The organism is Pseudomonas sp. p1(2021b), from assembly GCF_020151015.1.
Lineage (GTDB): Bacteria > Pseudomonadota > Gammaproteobacteria > Pseudomonadales > Pseudomonadaceae > Aquipseudomonas > Aquipseudomonas putida_K.
Window position 1 is genome coordinate 2136154 of record NZ_CP083746.1, and the last position, 16919, is coordinate 2153072.

General features: G+C 64.6%; 12 protein-coding genes. 7 read left to right on the forward strand and 5 right to left on the reverse strand.

Annotated features, from left to right (window positions below):
* Window positions 1-127: 127 nt before the first annotated feature.
* The 3 genes from cysN to K8374_RS10150 all read right to left on the reverse strand — a co-directional run bounded on the left by cysN (window position 128) and on the right by K8374_RS10150 (window position 3498).
* On the reverse strand, window positions 128-2020 hold the full coding sequence (gene cysN, locus K8374_RS10140; protein ID WP_224458907.1) for a sulfate adenylyltransferase subunit CysN: 1893 nt from the start codon (window positions 2018-2020) through the stop codon (window positions 128-130).
* Complete coding sequence (gene cysD, locus K8374_RS10145; protein WP_263498526.1) at window positions 2020-2916, reverse strand: sulfate adenylyltransferase subunit CysD; 897 nt, start codon at window positions 2914-2916, stop codon at window positions 2020-2022. The genes cysN and cysD overlap by 1 nt, the downstream gene beginning before the upstream one ends.
* Before the next feature lie 111 nt (window positions 2917-3027).
* Window positions 3028-3498, reverse strand: coding sequence for an SRPBCC domain-containing protein (locus K8374_RS10150; RefSeq protein ID WP_224458908.1), 471 nt, complete (start codon window positions 3496-3498; stop codon window positions 3028-3030).
* Window positions 3499-3839: 341 nt separating this feature from the next.
* On the opposite strand from K8374_RS10150, the gene K8374_RS10155 reads away from it, so the two are divergent.
* The 5 genes from K8374_RS10155 to K8374_RS10175 all read left to right on the forward strand — a co-directional run bounded on the left by K8374_RS10155 (window position 3840) and on the right by K8374_RS10175 (window position 10795).
* A complete protein-coding gene (locus tag K8374_RS10155) occupies window positions 3840-6635 on the forward strand; it encodes an RHS repeat protein (protein WP_224458909.1) in 2796 nt (931 codons plus the stop codon).
* Window positions 6636-6724: 89 nt separating this feature from the next.
* Entirely contained in the window at window positions 6725-7834 is a 1110-nt protein-coding gene (locus K8374_RS10160) for a DUF1214 domain-containing protein (RefSeq protein WP_224458910.1), read from the forward strand.
* A complete protein-coding gene (locus K8374_RS10165; RefSeq protein WP_224458911.1) occupies window positions 7834-9006 on the forward strand; it encodes a sulfotransferase family protein in 1173 nt (390 codons plus the stop codon). The genes K8374_RS10160 and K8374_RS10165 overlap by 1 nt, the downstream gene beginning before the upstream one ends.
* 24 nt (window positions 9007-9030) lie before the next feature.
* Window positions 9031-9819, forward strand: a complete 789-nt coding sequence (locus K8374_RS10170) for an SDR family oxidoreductase (protein ID WP_224458912.1) — start codon at window positions 9031-9033, stop codon at window positions 9817-9819.
* Between the two features lie 10 nt (window positions 9820-9829).
* Window positions 9830-10795, forward strand: a complete 966-nt coding sequence (locus tag K8374_RS10175) for an acetyltransferase (RefSeq protein ID WP_224458913.1) — start codon at window positions 9830-9832, stop codon at window positions 10793-10795.
* A 175-nt stretch (window positions 10796-10970) separates the two neighbouring features.
* On the opposite strand, the gene K8374_RS10180 is transcribed toward K8374_RS10175, so the two are convergent.
* Window positions 10971-12353: a DUF1329 domain-containing protein gene (locus K8374_RS10180; RefSeq protein ID WP_224458914.1), complete on the reverse strand. Its 1383-nt coding sequence runs from the start codon at window positions 12351-12353 to the stop codon at window positions 10971-10973.
* Window positions 12354-12377: 24 nt separating this feature from the next.
* A complete protein-coding gene (locus K8374_RS10185) occupies window positions 12378-13955 on the reverse strand; it encodes a DUF1302 domain-containing protein (protein WP_224458915.1) in 1578 nt (525 codons plus the stop codon).
* Window positions 13956-14201: 246 nt separating this feature from the next.
* Here K8374_RS10185 and K8374_RS10190 point away from each other — a divergent pair, with 246 nt between their 5' ends.
* Window positions 14202-15935, forward strand: coding sequence for an FAD-binding protein (locus K8374_RS10190; protein WP_224458916.1), 1734 nt, complete (start codon window positions 14202-14204; stop codon window positions 15933-15935).
* A gap of 2 nt (window positions 15936-15937) precedes the next feature.
* Window positions 15938-16816, forward strand: a complete 879-nt coding sequence (locus K8374_RS10195; protein ID WP_224458917.1) for an SDR family NAD(P)-dependent oxidoreductase — start codon at window positions 15938-15940, stop codon at window positions 16814-16816.
* The last annotated feature ends 103 nt before the right edge of the window (window positions 16817-16919 follow it).

A 16919-nucleotide genomic window follows, 5' to 3' on the forward strand; every position in this document is an offset into this window, starting at 1 on the left:
GTGAGAAGGGGTGGGTAAATCGTCTGTTCGGACTAGCAAGAGCCTGGTTAGCGCTTTGTCATGCAGCATGAAACCTGCGTTGATCCAATCGCCGGCTTGCCGGCGATTGGGCCTGTCCTGGCGTTGCTCAAAGGCGCAGCAAGGCCTCGACGATCCGCTCGGCCGCCGCCTGCGCCGTCTCTCTCTGGGTATCGATATGCAGCTCTGGATTCACCGGCGGCTCGTACGGCGAGTCGATCCCGGTGAAGTTCTTCAGCTCACCCCGGCGGGCCTTCTGGTAGAGCCCCTTGGGGTCGCGCTGCTCGGCCAGGGCCAACGGCGCGTCGATGAAGATCTCCAGGAAGTTGCCTTCCCCGGCCAGGCCCCGGGCCATGTCGCGCTCGGCGCGGAACGGCGAGATGAACGAGACCAGGGTGATCAAGCCGGCATCGAGCATCAGCCTGGCCACTTCGGCCACGCGGCGGATGTTCTCCACGCGGTCGGCCTCGGTGAAGCCCAGGTCGCGGTTCAGGCCGTGGCGCACGTTGTCGCCATCGAGCAGGTAGGTGTGCTTGCCCAGGGCATGCAGCTTGCGCTCCACCAGGTTGGCGATGGTCGACTTGCCGGCGCCCGAGAGGCCGGTGAACCACAGCACCCGTGGCGTCTGGCCCTTGAGCGCGGCGTGGGCCTCGCGGTTGACGTCGATGGCCTGCCAATGCACGTTCTGCGCCCGGCGCAGGGCGAAGTGCAGCATGCCAGCGCCGACGGTGCGGTTGCTCAGGCGGTCGATGACGATGAAGCCGCCGGTGTCGCGGTTGTCAGCATAGGCATCGAAGGCGATCGGGCGGTCCAGGTTCAGGTTGCATACGCCGATGCCGTTGAGCTCGAGGGTCTTGGCGGCGAGCTGCTCGAGGTTGTTCACGTCCACCCGGTGCTTGAGGTTGGCGCAGCTCATGCCCACGGTGCGGCAGCCGATCTTCATCAGGTACGGGCGCCCGGGTAGCAACGGCTCTTCGTCCATCCACACCAGGGTGGCTTCGAACTGGTCGGCCACCGCGGGCGGGGCGTCGGCCAGGGCGATCAGGTCGCCGCGGCTGATGTCGATCTCGTCCTTGAGCACCAAGGTCACCGCCTGGCCGCACTCGGCGCGCTGCTGCGGGCCGCTGGCGCCGAGAATCTCGGAGACTTCGCTCTGCTGGCCCGAGGGCAGTACACGGATGCGTTCACCGACGCTGATGCTGCCGGCGGCGATGTTGCCCGAGTAGCCACGGAAGTCCAGATTGGGGCGGTTGACCCATTGCACCGGCAGGCGGAACGCCGCCTGGCTGGCGTGGGCCTGCTCCAGCGGCACGTCTTCCAGGTAGGCAAGCAGGCTCGGGCCTGTGTACCAAGGGGTGTTGGGGCTGGCACTGAGCATGTTGTCGCCGCGCAGCGCAGAGAGTGGAATGCACTGGATGTCATCCAGGCCGATCTGCGCGGCGAAGGCACGATAGTCGGCCTCGATGCGCTGGAACACCTCCTGCGAGTAGCCCATCAGGTCGAGCTTGTTGACCGCCAGCACCACCTTGCCGATCCCCAGCAGCGACACCAGGTAACTGTGCCGGCGGGTCTGGGTCAGCAGGCCTTGGCGGGCGTCTACCAGGATCACCGCCAAGTCGGCGGTGGAGGCGCCGGTGACCATGTTGCGGGTGTACTGTTCGTGGCCGGGCGTATCGGCAACGATGAACTTGCGTTTCTCCGTGGCGAAGAAACGGTATGCCACATCGATGGTGATGCCTTGCTCGCGCTCGGCGGCCAAGCCGTCCACCAAGAGGGCGAAGTCCAGGTCCTCGCCTTGGGTGCCGAGTTTTTTCGAGTCGGCTTCGAGCTGGCCGAGCTGGTCTTCGAACAGCACCTTGGACTCGTACAGCAGGCGCCCGATCAAGGTGCTCTTGCCGTCGTCGACGCTGCCGCAAGTGATGAAGCGCAGCAGTTGCTTGTGCTGCTGTGCCTGCAGGTACGTGGTGAGGTCGTCGTGCCGGGCGTGGGTGATCGCGTTCATCAGAAGTATCCCTCTTGTTTCTTCTTCTCCATGGAGCCGGCCGAGTCGCTGTCGATCAGCCGGCCCTGGCGTTCCGATGTGCGGCTGACCAGCATCTCGCCGATGATCGCCGGCAGGTCGTCGGCGTCGCTGTCGATGGCGCCGGTGAGCGGGTAGCAGCCCAGGGTGCGGAAGCGCACCTTGCGCATTTCGGGGGTTTCGCCGTCACGCAGCGGCAGGCGCTGGTCGTCGACCATGATCAGGGTGCCGTTGCGCTCCACCACCGGGCGCTCCTTGGCGAAGTACAGGGGCACGATGGGGATCTGCTCCAGGTAGATGTATTGCCAGATGTCCAACTCGGTCCAGTTCGACAGCGGGAACACCCGCAGGCTTTCGCCCTTGCGCTTGCGCGTGTTGTACAGACGCCACAGCTCCGGGCGCTGTTGCTTGGGGTCCCAGCGGTGCTGCTCGGAACGCAGGGAGAACACGCGCTCCTTGGCACGGGATTTTTCCTCGTCGCGGCGGGCACCGCCGAAGGCGGCATCGAAGCCGTATTGGTCCAGCGCTTGCTTCAGGCCCTGTGTCTTCCACACGTCGGTGTGCAGGGCCGAACCGTGGGTGAAGGGGTCGATGGCTTTTTCCACGCCTTCGGGGTTGATGTGCACCAGCAGCTCCAGGCCCAGGCGCTCGGCGGTCTGGTCGCGGAAGGCGATCATCTCGCGGAATTTCCAGGTGGTGTCCACGTGCAGCAGGGGGAAGGGCGGCTTGCCCGGGGCGAAGGCCTTCATCGCCAGGTGCAGCATCACCGCGCTGTCCTTGCCGATGGAATAGAGCATCACCGGGTGCTCACACTCGGCCACCACTTCGCGGATGATCTGGATGCTCTCGGCCTCCAGCCATTGCAGATGAGTCAACATCGGATACCTCCTCGTGATCTTCCGGGTACGGGCCCGGTTGACGCCAAGGTAGGCAATGCACCACCAGCGCCTCTTCGTCTGCTCGGACGAAGTGAAGCGGTGGTGCCAACATCAGGCCGCGGTGGCGTGCAGCGACTCGGCACGGGCCTTCACGGCCAGGGCCACGGCATCGAAGCCCTGCTTGACCCATGGCCCATGGTTGGCCATGACCGCGTCGGCGGTGGGGCCGAGGAACTGGTCGGTGGTGTGGTAGCGGCAGCTGTTCGGGCCGGTGCGCTCGATCAGTTGTTCGCGGCGGGCCGCGTCAGGGTTGCTGGCGCTCGAGCGCATTTCCCAGGCGAGCAGGCGGTGTGGCTCGAAGTCCACCAGGTACTCGACCACATGCAGCAGCTCACCGGGCGCGGCCGGGTTGGGCAGGAACAGGTTGACCGGCTCGCCCAGGCGCAGGGTGGATTCGACCTTGACCGTGTAGGGGTTCCACTGCGGGTAGCTGGGCAGGTCGACCAGGATCGACCAGACCAGCTCGGCGGGGGCGGCGATGTCCACGGTGACGGAGCGAACCAGGTTCTTGTCGGTTGTCATCGATGATTCCTCGTAGAGTGGCCCCACGCCTAGGCGTGGCGCAGGGGAGCCGTGTGGCCCAACGAGGCATCGTGGTCGGTTGGCGTTTCGGGTTCTTCGTCCGTTTGGATAAGGGGCAGTATTGGGTTGGTCGTTTGGGTGTTAGTGCTTTTTACTTTCTGCTTGTAAGTGTGTGGCAGATTTTTTTACTTGAGGTGTGAGAAGTTTTTTTTGGCGATAATTATCGCTGTTTGATTTATATGCTTCTTACGCGGCTCGCTGTTTTTGGCGTGCTGCGCCGGCTTTGTTGTTTGTGAATTACTAGCGGCGCAGGAAATAGTCATTAACAGGAGTTGCTTTCCATGTTGTCTTTTCGTAATACCCCGTCCGTCGCGGTTGTCGATAATCGTGGCTTGGTTGTACGCACTATCGACTATTACCGTCAGCCAGATAAACCTGAGGTGACGGACGAACGCGTCACCCATCACCAACACGACGCCCGAGGCGTCCTGGCGCGCAGTGCCGACCCTCGGCTGGCCGCGGCGGGCCGGGCAAACTTCACCTACCTGACGGACCTTGCCGGTACGGCCCTGCACACCCGCAGCGTCGATGCGGGCACCTCGATCACCCTCAGGGATGCCGCCGGGCGCCCTTTCGTGGAGGTGGCCCAGGTTGCTACCGACGAAGGCGGTAACGACGACCTGAGCCAGGCGGTTACCCGTACCTGGCAGTACGAGGCCCCGTCCCAGGCCGGCCGACCGCTGAGCGTGACGGAGCAAGTGGCCGACAGCGAGGTACGGATTGCCGAGCGGTTCGTCTGGGCACAGGTTACGCAACAGGCACGGGACCATAATTTGCTCGGGCAGGCGACCCGCCATTACGACCCGGCGGGTCTGGCGCAGGCGAACAGCTTTGCCCTGACGGGTGTGCCGATCTCAACGACCCGGCAGCTGCTCAAGGATGCCGAAAATCCTGATATCGCCGCTGACTGGCAGGGTGAAGAGGTGGTGGAATGGGACACCCGTCTGGCCCCTGAGACCTATACGACCCAGACCACGGCAGACGCCACGGGCGCGTTGCTGACGACCCTGGATGCCGCAGGCAACCTGCAACGGGTGGCCTATGACGTGGCCGGCCAACTCAGGGGCAGCTGGCTGACGATCGCGGGCAAGGCCGAGCAGGCCATCGTCCAGTCCGTCAGTTATTCCGCCGCCGGGCAGAAACTGCGCGAGGTGCATGGCAACGGTGTGGTGACCACCTACACCTACGAGCCCGACACCCAGCGCCTGTCCTCCATCAAGACCGAGCGCCAGGGCACTGGCGCGAAGGTGCTGCAAGACCTGCGCTATGCCTACGACCCGGTGGGCAATGTGCTCAAGATCCGCAACGACGCCGAGGCCACCCGGTTCTGGCGCAACCAGAAAGTGGTGCCGGAAAACACCTACAGCTACGACAGCCTCTACCAGCTGGCCAGTGCCACGGGCCGCGAAATGGCCAACGCCGGCCAACAAGGCCGACACCTTCCGCATGTCACCCCCTTCGACAGCACCACCTACACCTCGTACATGCGCACGTACCGCTACGACACCGCAGGCAACCTGCTCCAGATCCGTCACAGCGCCCCCGCCACGAACCACAACTACACCACCGACATCACCGTCAGCGACCGCAGCAACCGGGCCGTGTTGAGCTCGATGACGAAGGCCTCGTCGGCTGTCGAGGCGCTGTTCACTCCGGGCGGGCAGCAGGCCGTGCTGTTGCCGGGGCAACCACTGGCCTGGAGCTCGCGAGCCGAGCTCGAGCAGGTCGTGTCGGTGAAGCGCGAAGGAGGTACGGACGACTGCGAAAGCTACCGCTATGACAACCATAGCCAGCGTGTGCTGAAAGCCAGTACCCAGCGAACGGCCCGCAGCACTCAGTCCCAGCGAGTGATCTACCTGCCAGGGCTGGAGCTGCGTACCCACACCAATGGCGACACGCTCACGCAAGACCTGCAGGTGATGACGGTCGGGGAGGCCGGTCGTGCGCAAGTGCGGGTACTGCACTGGCAGGCAGGAAAACCCGACGATCTCGCGAACGATCAACTGCGCTACAGCTACGACAACCTGCTGGGCAGCAGCGCGCTGGAGGTCGATGGCGCCGGCAACCTGATCAGCCAGGAAGAGTACTACCCCTTTGGCGGCACGGCGGTATGGGTTGCACGCAACGAAGTCGAGGCGAGCTACAAGACCGTGCGCTATTCAGGCAAAGAGCGCGATGCCACAGGCCTGTATTACTACGGCTACCGCTATTACCAGCCTTGGGCGGGGCGCTGGTTGAGTGCAGACCCGGCCGGTACGGTGGACGGGTTGAACCTGTTCAGCATGGTTGGAAACAATCCCGTGACACGGGTCGATGTTCTAGGGTTGGCGGGTGACGACCCCAATGATCCAACTCAGGGATTGACCAAAAATCAAAAAAAGCTGGCGAAGCGGAAGGAAAGGGAAAGACAAAAAAAAGAAGGCGATCGGTTAGAGGCTGAATTGGCCCGTCAGGAGAGCGCACGTTTGGCAGAGAAGCAAGCCGCGCGTGAACTGTCGAAATTGACGCTGAGTCAGGAGAATAATCAATTTGTCGTAGTCACTGCCGCGCAGCGTAACGAGCCTTTAATACCCAGAAACGGAAAACTGATGCCGAATCCACATTATGTGGAAAACAGAAAATATGAATCTTTGCTTGCTCGGCTGAAAAGGGTCTCTTCCGTGGGCAGCGATCGACCCTGGGCAATAGGGGTGCGAGAGAAAATTGTAGGGGAAAAAAAGGTTTCCCAGTTTATATACTTGTTAGACGGTAATGCGAACGAAGGATGGGTGCATCTTTGGAGCGGGCATAAATCGGATTTTGAACAGGAGGCCAGACAGGCCAGCAACAGTAGTCTGAAAATAGGGCCGGCTGACGTCAAAAAATTGATCGTGGAATCGTTCGTTTCCGGAGAGCTAAAAGAAGGTGGAACAGGTTCGAAGGGGCGTAGTTCAACCAATGAGCGCTACGAGCTCAACACTAAATATGGAAAGCTGTCCACACTGGTGGTGTTTGCCGAAGATGGGAAGGTCATCACGGCCTACCCTAAAAAACCGTCTACCTGCGCAGGGGCCTCGTCTAATGCAAGGGTGAAGTAGTGGGTTAGTCTGCTCGGACGTAGTGCCCGTGTGTCTTGCTTTTTATGGTCTCCAGCAATGGCGGCATTCCGCCCCCCACGGAGACCATCATGGCCATCGACCCCACCGAGCAGGTATGCAGCGGCGCAACCTGGAACCATTTCTGCGAGCAATTAAGGCGCAGCGGCGAGCAGATCCTGCGCGCCGAGGCGCCTGCCGATGCGCAGACCCGCGCCGAGGGCTTTCGCTACCTCACGCGCCTGCTGCGTATCGCCCTGGAAATGCATCTGGAGTTCGCCGACCCGGACTTCCCGGGCTTCATCACCCCCTCACACGAAACCGCCAAGATCGGCGCCGACAACCCGGATAACTTGTACCGCTATGCTCGCCTGAACGGCGCCCAGCGCTATCGGGTCAGCGGACAGCGCGGCAGCGTCGCCTATTTGAGCTTCGGGACCCAGAAGGGCGGCTACGAAACCAACGGCAAGATGATCCAGACCGGCTTCATCGATGCCAGCCAGTTGCAGCTGGACGCCGATGGCAACTTCGAGATCATCCTCAGCCAGCACCCGCAGGGCAGCGGCAATTGGTTGCGCCTGGAGCCGGAAAGCAACGCCCTGATCGTGCGCCAGACCTTCCTCGATCGCACCACCGAGCAACCGGCACAGCTGCGTATCGAACGCCTGGATGCCGACCAGGCTCCACCGCCCCTGGACCCGGCCTTCCTGCAGCAAGGCCTGCAACGCGCCGCCTCGTTCGTCGAGAACACCGCGCGCCTGTTCGCTGACTGGGCCCAGGGCTATCAGGCCCATGCCAACCAGCTGCCGCCGGCTGACCAGCCGTTGTGCCAGTCGGTGGGCGGCGACCCGAACATCTTCTACTACCACTCCTACTGGGCCCTGGCCGACGACGAAGCCTTGCTGATCGAGGTGGAGCAGGTACCCGATTGCGATTTCTGGAACCTGCAAATCAATAACTACTGGATGGAGTCGCTGGACTACCGCTATCACCGCATCTGCCTGAACAAGCATTCAGCGCAACTGGACGCCGACGGCGGCTTGCGCATGGTGCTCAGCGCCCGCGACCCGGGCCTTGCGAACTGGCTGGAAACCGCCGGCCACCCCCACGGCACCCTGTGCCTGCGCTGGGTCGGCGCGAAAACCCCGGTACATCCCACCACCCGTGTCGTGAAGCTGCATGCACTCGAGGAGCTTGCCTGATGATCAGTGAATTCGCCCCAGAACGCCTGATGGCCGAGGCCAGTACCCGTGCCGGTGGCCTGCAGGACTTTGGCCCGGGCAACTTCCGTGAGGGCCTGGCGGTGCTGGCCGAGGCGCTGGAGCACGAGGCCCGGTTGTCCGTGGCCGGGCGCGGGATGCTGCGCGAAAAGTTGCTGGCGCAACTGGTCAACCGCCTGGTCATTGAAGACCATTGCACGCGTTACCCGCAGATCCTCGAGCAGCCCATCGACGACCCCTTGGTGATCGTCGGCCTGCCGCGCACCGGCACCACCTTGTTGCAACGTACCCTGGCGGTCGACCCGCAGTTCGACAAGGCCATGTGGTGGGAGACCCGCTACCCGGCGCCGCTGCCCGGCGAAGACCCCGCCCGCCCCGAGGCGCGCATTCTGAAGGCGCGTGCCGAAGTGGCATCGATGGTCGAGTTCCTGCCGCAGCTGCTGGCCATCCACCCGCTGGACGCCGAGCAGGCCGACGAAGAGTTCATGCTGATGGAGCACAGCTTCCTTTGCGCCATGGACTCCTACGTCAACGTGCCCAGCTACACCGCCTGGCTCGACCGCCAGGACCAGACCCAGGTCTACCAGTACCTCAAACGCTGCCTGCAGTTCCTGCAATGGCAGCAGCGGCTGCGGAGCGTCGCCCCAGGCCGGCGCTGGTTGCTCAAGAGCCCGCAGCACCTGCATACCCTGGAGCTTTTGTTCAAGGTGTTCCCCGGCGCCCAGGTGATCCTCACCCACCGCGAGCCGGCCAGCACCATCCCCTCGTTGGCCAGTTTCATCCATACCCTGTGGCAGCTGTACAGCGACCATGCCGACGCCGAGGCCGTGGGCGAGCAGTGGAACCGCCGCATGGCGCGTGCCATGCGCCATGCCATGGCCGTGCGCGAAACCCTGCCCGAAGGGCGGGTGCTGGATATCCATTTCGAGGACACCGTGAGCCAGCCGTTGGCGGTGGTCGAGCGCATCTACCGGTTCGCCGGCCTGCAGCTGAGCGCCACGGTACGTGACGCGATCGTTCGTTGGCTGGCCGACAATGGCCGCGAAAAGCGCGCCAGCCACCAGTACAGCCCTGAGTGCTTTGGCCTGAGCGAGGCCATGCTGCAGCGCGACTACGCCGAGTACCGTTCCCGTCACCTGCGGGCCAATGCCTGACACAACAACAAGAAGGAACCCACCATGCTATTGAAAGACAAGGTCGTGATGATCTCCGGGATAGGCCCGGGCCTGGGTATCAAGCTGGCCCTGGAGGCGGCGCGCCAAGGCGCCCGGGCCCTGGCCATCGGCGCCCGCAGCGCCGAGCGGTTGGAGCAGGCCCGCGCCCGTATTCTCGCCTTGGGCCATGAGTGCCAGGTGCTGTGCGTGCCGACCGACATCACCGACAGCGAGGCCTGTGCGCAGTTCGCCAAGGCTACCGTGGAGGCGTTCGGGCGCATCGATGCACTGGTCAACAGCGCCTTTTCCCATGGCGGCTTCCAGGCTGTGGATGAGGCCGACAATGGGCCGCTGCGCGAGGCCCTGGAGGTCAACCTGCTGGGTTCGCTGAACATGTCGCGGGCGGTATTGCCGGCCATGCGCGAACAGGGCGAGGGCGCCATCGTCATGATCAACACCCTGGGCGTGCGCAAGCCCTACCAGGGGGGCGCCGCTTATTCGGCATCCAAGGCTGCGCTGGCTGCCAGCGTGCGCTACCTGGCCAGCGAACAGGCGGTGCACGGCATCCGCGTCAACGCCCTGGCCTGTGGCTGGATGTGGGGCGAGCCGGTACAGGCCGTGGTGCGCCAGAGCGCCGAAGCCCGGGGTATCAGCGAGGCGCAGGCCAAGGCCGAATTCAGCGCGGGCATCCCCGGTGGGCGCATGCGTACCGACGATGAATGCGCCCGTGCGGCGCTGTTCCTGGCGTCGGATTACGCCAGCGCGATCAACGGTGCGCAGCTCGATGCCAATGGCGGCGAACTGATGAACTGAGGGCAACGCCATGATCGATCATTGTGCTTTCAATGGCGACGCCGACGGCCTGTGCGCCCTGCAGCAACTGCGCCTGAGCGGTGAGCTCGACCCGGCGGTACGTCTGGTCAGCGGGGTCAAGCGCGACATCGCACTGCTGCGACGGGTCCAGGCCGGGCCTGGCGACCGAGTGACCGTACTGGACATTGCCCACGAACAGAACCGCGAAGATGTCCAGCGCCTGCTCGCCGACGGTGCGCAGGTGCGCTACTTCGATCACCACTTCCCGGGCGAACTGCCCCAGCATCCAGCCTTCGAGGCGCATATCGATACTGCCGCGCACGTGTGCACCAGCCTGCTGGTCGATGCCTGGTTGCAGGGCTGGGCACACCGTTGGGCGGTGGCCGCGGCGTTTGGCGATGGCATGCCGGGGCCGGCCAGGGCCCTGGCCGAGCGCCACGGCTTGGTCGAGGCGGATGTGGCGGCCCTGGCCGAGTTGGGCCAATTGCTCAACTACAACGCCTATGGCGATAGCCTTGCCGACCTGCATTTCGAGCCGCTGGCCTTGGCCGAGCAACTGCGGCCCTATGCCGACCCATTGGACTTCGTGCGTGATAGCGAGTGTTTTACAGTGCTGCGTGCGGGGTACGCAGCCGACATGGCCGCCGCCGAGGGTTTGTCGCCTTGGCGCGAGGGAGCGGGCATGCGCCTGTTCCGCCTGCCGGCACAGGCGTGGGCCCGTCGGGTCAGCGGCGTGTTGGCCAACAGCCTTGCCGCTGCCGCGCCAGGGCGTGCGCTGGGGTTGCTGAGTGCCAAGCCCGATGGCGACTGGATGTTCAGCCTGCGGGTGCCGGAAGGTGCGGTGTGGTCGGCCGATGCATTCTGCCGGCAGTTCCCTGGCGGTGGTGGGCGGGTTCGTGCCGCTGGCATCAATCGGCTGGGCGTGGAGCAACTGCCTGAGCTGGCGGATCGGTTGGTGGCGTGTTACCCCGGTTGAGCCAGGTTTGGGCGTAAAACCCTTGGAACAAGAACGCCCCGGGCCGGCAAGCCTGGGGCGTTTTTTTCGGTTGGGCGATCGCTTGGAAATTGCCGGAGGCTGCAACGCTGCCCGAGGCGCTCAAGATAAAAGAAAGCCCCCGGCTTTTCGGGCCGGGGGCTTGGCGTGGGAAGGCTTAGCGCGTACCCAGCTTACGCAGGTTGCCTGGGGTGAACTCGTCAGGCCCGAAATTGCTGGCATTGAGCTTGGCCGGCTTCTGGTCGTCGAGCAGGCGGTCGACCATGTACGACCCTGCGATCAGGTCGTGGTACAGCCCCAGGCGTGCATGGAAGCGCTGGATGTCATAGGCATACACCGAAGTCTGCATGTTGGTGCGCCACAGCTGACCACGGGAGTCGTAGTTGTCCGCCAGGGTCGCCGCCCAGCTGTCCTCGTCGAGGTAGAACATGCGCTTGGCATAGATATGCCGGGCGCTCGGCTTGAGGGTTGCCTGCAGCACCCAGACACGGTGCTTCTCGTAGCGCATCAGGTCCGGGTTGATGTGGCCGGCGGCATTGATGATCTCGGCCTGGGTCACGTTCGGGCTGTCGATCTTGTAGTTGTTGTAGGGAATGTAGACCTCTTTCTTGCCGACGATCTTCCAGTCGTAGCGGTCGGTCGCACCGTTGAACAGGCGGTCTTCGTCATAGACGCGGAAACCACCGGCCCCGGTCGGGGAGTCATAGCCCACCGTCGGCGCGCGGCGCACACGGCGCTGGCCAGGGGTGTACTGCCAGGCCTGGCGCGGCTGGGCGGCTGCGTTGATGAACTCATGGCCGACCACGATCTCGCCTTTCTTGCGCACCGGCTCCAGGGTGGTGAGCAGGAAGTCGGTGAACACGCCGTTGGTGCTCTGCGCGTTCTGCTTGGGGTCCGACCACAGCGAGTAGATCTTGTAGTTGACCTTCTCCAGCACACGGTTGTTGTCGGCGTATACCACCACCTGGTTGTAGTTGGCCTCCTCGGTGACCGCGCGCGCCTGCATGGTGTGGTTGAGGATCAGTTCGTTGCCGTTCTTGGGTACCGGGAACGGCGAAGCGCCGAAGGCATCCAGGGCATCGTTGCCATCGCTGCTGAGCTTGGCGGTCTGGGCGTTGCGGGCAATGGCCGCCTCGGTCTGTGGGTCGACGCGGAAATCCCGGTGGCTGGGGTAGACCGGCATCTTGAACGAGTTCGGGTAGCGCTTGAACAGCGCCTTCTGGCCATCGGTGAGGTTGGCGGCGTACTGCTCCATGTTCTGGGCGGTGATGACGAACAGTGGCTTTTCGTCGGCATACGGGTCCGGGTAGGGCGTGCCGGGGCCGGCGAACTTCACCTGGGGCGGGGTGTCGCGCCATTTGCCGGTCCAGGCCGGGATGCTGCCGTCGGCGTTGCCGGCACGCTCGGCGCCCATCGGAGTCAGGTCCGGACCCAGGGTCGTGGCGTCAGTGCCACTGACATTGGCCTGCAGGGCCAGGCTGCTGCCGAGCAGGGCGATCGCCAGCGTGGTACGCAACCAGGGGTGCTTGAGATCAGACATTTCGGTGATCCTCCGTCAGGGCTTTTAGAAGCGGTACTTGAAGTTGAGCGCGATGTTGTCGCGGTCGGCCCAGGGCGAGTTGTTGGCATTGCCCAGGTACGCGCTGTACAGCGCCTCGACCGTGAAGTTGCCGAGGTAGCGCCAGGTGGTGCCGATGCTGGCGCGGTCGTCGCCCTGGCCGTAGTTGATCGAGCCGGTCAGGGCGCTGTCGTGCTGGGCGGCGGTGCTGAAGTTGATCGGCACCGACATGTCCCAGCCACTGAACACGTCGTTGTAGTCAAGGTTGACCTGCACCGTGTAGCCCCAGGCGTCACGGTCGCCGACCAGCGAGTCGGTGCCGGGCAGGGAGAAGCCGGGCGCCAGGGTCAGCGGGTCGGAGGTGTCGTTGTCGAGCACGGTGTTGTAGATCAGCTCGCCGGTCAGGGTGGTGTTGTCGGCGAAGGCGCTGGGGCCGAACACGTGGATCGCCGACACCTGCGCCTGCAAGGTCTCGGCCCTGACGGCGCTGGAGAAGCCGTTGTCGACCATCACCGGCTGGCCATCGCGGTAGCTCACTTCCCCGGCCAGGCTGGTGTCGCCCAGCACGGTGGCGAAGCTCAGGCCGTACAGGTCGATGTTGTCGAAATAGCGGGCGCGGTAGAAGCCCAGGTCGCTCTGGAAGTCCAGGGTCGGGGTCTTGTCGTGGTAGCGCACGTAGTACAGGCCGAACTCGGTGTTGTTCAGCGAGGCCGCGCTGTAGCGCAGCGCCAGGCCGTACTGGCCGCTGTCGCTGGGCTCATCGTCCTTCAGGCGCTTGACGAAGCCGCTGGCGTCGCTGTAGCCGCCGCGGTCGATGAAGTCGGTGGTGGAGAAGTAGCTGCCTACGCCGAACAGGTCGGTCTTCTCCCACTTGTACTGGTAGTAGGCCTCCACATCCAGCTCGTCGGTGAGGCTCAGCTGGCCGAAGACCTGGCCTACCGGCAGCAGCACTTCCTTGACCTCCACTCCCGGGGTGGTCGCCTTGGTCGCGTCCACCGGGCTCTGCGCGCCGGAGACGCCGGGGTAGAACAGGCTTTCACCCCAGCTCACCACCTGGTCGCCCACGCGCAGGTTCAGGTTGTGTCCGGCCATGTCCCAGGTGCCGTAGGCATAGGCATCGAGCAGGCGCAGGTCGTCGCGATGCTGGTCGATGGTGTCCTTGGAGAAGCGGTCGGGGCGGCTGCACACGCCGCTGGCGAAGCAGTTGGAGGTACCGGTGTCGTTGTCGTTGCCACGGTCATAGACGCGGTCATAGAAGCCCGAGGCGCGCATGAACAGGCCATAGTTCTCGCGCCAGTGCAGGTTGGCCTCGGTAAGGAAACCCACCCGGTCGGTGATCAGGCTGCCCCGGTCGAATGCGTTGTCGCCGTCGTTGCCATCGGCGTTGGCCACCAGCTTGTGGTCGCGCTTCTCGGTACGCCAGGCAAGGCTGTAGGTCAGGGTGGTATCCCAGTCCACGCTCAGGTCGTCGCTGGGCTGGAAGGACAAGGCACTGGCCTGCTGGCTGAGGCCGCCGGCCAACAGCAACAGGGAAAGGCGCACGTACGTGTTAAGGGGTTGGGGGGCGATTTTTGTTTTTATCATTGTCGTCCTCATGCGCGGGCATTACCTGCCCGACCGACGTTCCGGTTTTGGGAGGTGGAGCAGGGCCGACTATGGGACGCCGCCCAGGCAGCAACATCGTCCAAGTGGACTACGCGTAGCAGCCCCTGACCCGGTAGTCCCATTGGACGATGCCGGGTCACAGGGGGGCGCCGGACAATCCCCAGGCCCATGCCCCGGCCGCCTTTTCGGCGTGGGCCGTGGTTGTCTGCCCCGAGGGAGGTCCGCATGATCAGGTGGGACGAATGTTGCGATGTGCTGGTGATTGGGTCGGGGGCCGGCGGCATGACCGCCGCCTTACGTGCCCATGACCTGGGCCTCGATACGCTGCTGATCGAGAAGAGCGAGCAGTACGGTGGTACGTCGGCCGTGTCCGGCGGCGGTATCTGGATTCCCGACAACCACCGCATCCGCGCCCTGGGCGGTGAAGACTGCCCGGCCGAGGCGATGGCCTACCTCAAGGCGGTCACTCACGGTGAGATCGACGATGGGCGGATCGAGGCCTATGTCGAGCATGCCAGGCACATGGTCGAGTACCTCGAACGCGACACCCGAGTGCGCTTCGAAGCCCAGGCCCAGTACACCGACTACTACCCCCACCTGCCGGGCGGCAAGCCCGGCTACCGCTCCATGGACCCGCTGCCGTTCGACGCCGCCGCCCTGGGCGAGGAGTTTCTGCGCATGCGCGCGCCATCGCCCGGCACCCTGATGATGGGCCGCATGGCCATGACCATGAAGGAAGCTCGGGTGCTGCTGTGCCGCGGCAAGGGCTGGCTGGGCCTGACCGCCAAGGTGCTGTGGCGCTACTGGCGTGACCGCGAAGGGCGCAAGCTGTCGCAGCGTGACCGCTTCCTGACCCTGGGCAACGCCCTGGTCGGTGCCCTGCGCTGCTCCTTGCTCGACCGTGGCGTGCCGCTGTGGCTGAACTGCCCGCTCGAGCAATTGCTGATCATCGGTGACCGTATCGGCGGTGCCCGCGTGCTGCGTGACGGGCAATGGCTGAACATCAAGGCCCGCCAAGGCGTGATCATCGCCGCCGGCGGGTTCGAGCGTAACCAGGCGATGCGTACGCAGTACCACCCGCAACCCTCCCAGGCCCAGTGGAGCGCAACGCCACCGTGCAACACCGGCGATGGCATCCGCGCCGCCCAGGCCGTAGGGGCGGGTACGGCACTGATGGGGCACAGCTGGTGGGCGCCTACGGTGCAGGTGCCGGGTGAGGAAAAACAGCGCGCATTGTTCATCGAGCGCAACCTGCCTGGCTGCATTCTGGTCGATTCGGCCGGCGAGCGTTTCGTCAACGAAGGGGCGCCCTACAGCGACATCGTCTACGCCATGTACCGGCACAACCGCGAAGGCGCCACCAGCGTGCCGTGCTGGCTGGTGTTCGATGCCGACTACCGGCGCAAGTACCCCTGCGGCCCGTTGCTGCCAGGTTATGCCCAGCCCGACTGGCGCCTGCCCGAGCACCTGCGCAAGGTGTTGTACAAGGCCGACGACCTCGGGGCACTGGCGGCGCTGATCGGGGTCGACGGTGCAGGCCTTGGGCGTACCGTGGCGCGCTTCAACGCCATGGCCGCCTGTGGCCGCGACGATGACTTCGGCAAGGGCGAGTCGCTGTTCGACCGCTACTACGGCGACCCCGACGTGCAACCCAACCCGTGCCTGGCGCCGCTGCACAAGGCGCCGTTCTACGCGGTGCGGGTGGATGCCGGTGACATCGGCACCAAGGGCGGCCTGCTCACCAACGCCCATGCCCAGGTGCTGCACGAGGATGGCAAGCCGATCCTGGGCCTGTATGCCATTGGCAACAGCGCGGCCTCGATGATGGGCCGCACCTACCCCGGGGCCGGTGCCACCCTGGGCCCTGCCATGACCTTTGGTTACCTGGCGGCCGAGCATATCCGTGCCGACAGCCAACAACGCCAGGGTCCATCGGCCTTGGCCCTCACCGGGAGGTAAGCATGCAGACAGATACGCCACGGATTGCCCTGGTAACCGGCGCCAGCCGAGGGGTCGGGCGCGGTATCGCCCTGGCCCTGGGCGAGGCCGGCATGACCGTGTATGTCACCGGAAGGCTGCAAGGGCAGGGCGGTTCGACCCTCTATGGCCAGGCGCTGGAAGGCGACCTGCAGGGCACCGCCGCCGCCATCGACGCGGCCGGCGGGCGTGGTATCGCCGTGGCCTGCGATCACAGTGACGATGAGCAAGTCCGCGCGCTGTTCGCGCGCATCGACCGCGAATGCGGGAAGCTGGACCTGCTGGTGAACAACGTCGCCCATATCCACGACCAATTGATCGAGCCGGGCCCGTTCTGGGAAAAACCGCTGTCGCTGGTGCGCATCCTCGACGTCGGCCTGCGCTCGGCCTATGTCGCCAGCTACCACGCGGCGCCCCTGCTGCTGCGCAGCGGGCGTGCGCTGGTGTGCTTCACCTCGTCGTTCGGTGCTGGCTGCTACATGCATGGCCCGGCCTATGGTGCGCAGAAGGCCGGCAGCGACAAGCTGGCGGCGGACATGGCCATCGACTTCGAAGGACGAGGGGTCGCCGCGGTGTCGCTGTGGCTGGGCCCGCAACTGACTGAACGTACGCGCATCGCCGGGGAGCAGCATGGCGAGCAGTACCGGGCGTTCCTGGAAAATGCCGAGACGCCTCAGTTCAACGGGCGCGTGATCCATGCCTTGCTCAACGACCCGCAGTTGGCCGACTACAGCGGGCAGACGCTGATCACCGCCGAGATCGCCCCGCGTTATGGCATCACCGAGGCGGGCGGGCGTCAGCCGCCCTCGCACCGCGCCCTGTTGGGTGAGCCACGCCAGCAGCATCCGGCACGGGTCATCTGATCCATCCGCCTAACTGGGGCTGCTTTGCAGCCCAATCGCGGGACAAGCCCGCTCCCACAAGGGCTTGCATGAACCCTGTAGGAGCGGGCTTGTCCCGCGATTG

Coding starts and splice junctions, on each gene's coding strand:
- cysN (WP_224458907.1), bottom strand. CDS start 2,020: ATGAACGCGATCACCCACGCCCGGCACGACGACCTCACCACGTACCTG.
- cysD (WP_263498526.1), bottom strand. CDS start 2,916: ATGTTGACTCATCTGCAATGGCTGGAGGCCGAGAGCATCCAGATCATC.
- K8374_RS10150 (WP_224458908.1), bottom strand. CDS start 3,498: ATGACAACCGACAAGAACCTGGTTCGCTCCGTCACCGTGGACATCGCC.
- K8374_RS10155 (WP_224458909.1), top strand. CDS start 3,840: ATGTTGTCTTTTCGTAATACCCCGTCCGTCGCGGTTGTCGATAATCGT.
- K8374_RS10160 (WP_224458910.1), top strand. CDS start 6,725: ATGGCCATCGACCCCACCGAGCAGGTATGCAGCGGCGCAACCTGGAAC.
- K8374_RS10165 (WP_224458911.1), top strand. CDS start 7,834: ATGATCAGTGAATTCGCCCCAGAACGCCTGATGGCCGAGGCCAGTACC.
- K8374_RS10170 (WP_224458912.1), top strand. CDS start 9,031: ATGCTATTGAAAGACAAGGTCGTGATGATCTCCGGGATAGGCCCGGGC.
- K8374_RS10175 (WP_224458913.1), top strand. CDS start 9,830: ATGATCGATCATTGTGCTTTCAATGGCGACGCCGACGGCCTGTGCGCC.
- K8374_RS10180 (WP_224458914.1), bottom strand. CDS start 12,353: ATGTCTGATCTCAAGCACCCCTGGTTGCGTACCACGCTGGCGATCGCC.
- K8374_RS10185 (WP_224458915.1), bottom strand. CDS start 13,955: ATGATAAAAACAAAAATCGCCCCCCAACCCCTTAACACGTACGTGCGC.
- K8374_RS10190 (WP_224458916.1), top strand. CDS start 14,202: ATGATCAGGTGGGACGAATGTTGCGATGTGCTGGTGATTGGGTCGGGG.
- K8374_RS10195 (WP_224458917.1), top strand. CDS start 15,938: ATGCAGACAGATACGCCACGGATTGCCCTGGTAACCGGCGCCAGCCGA.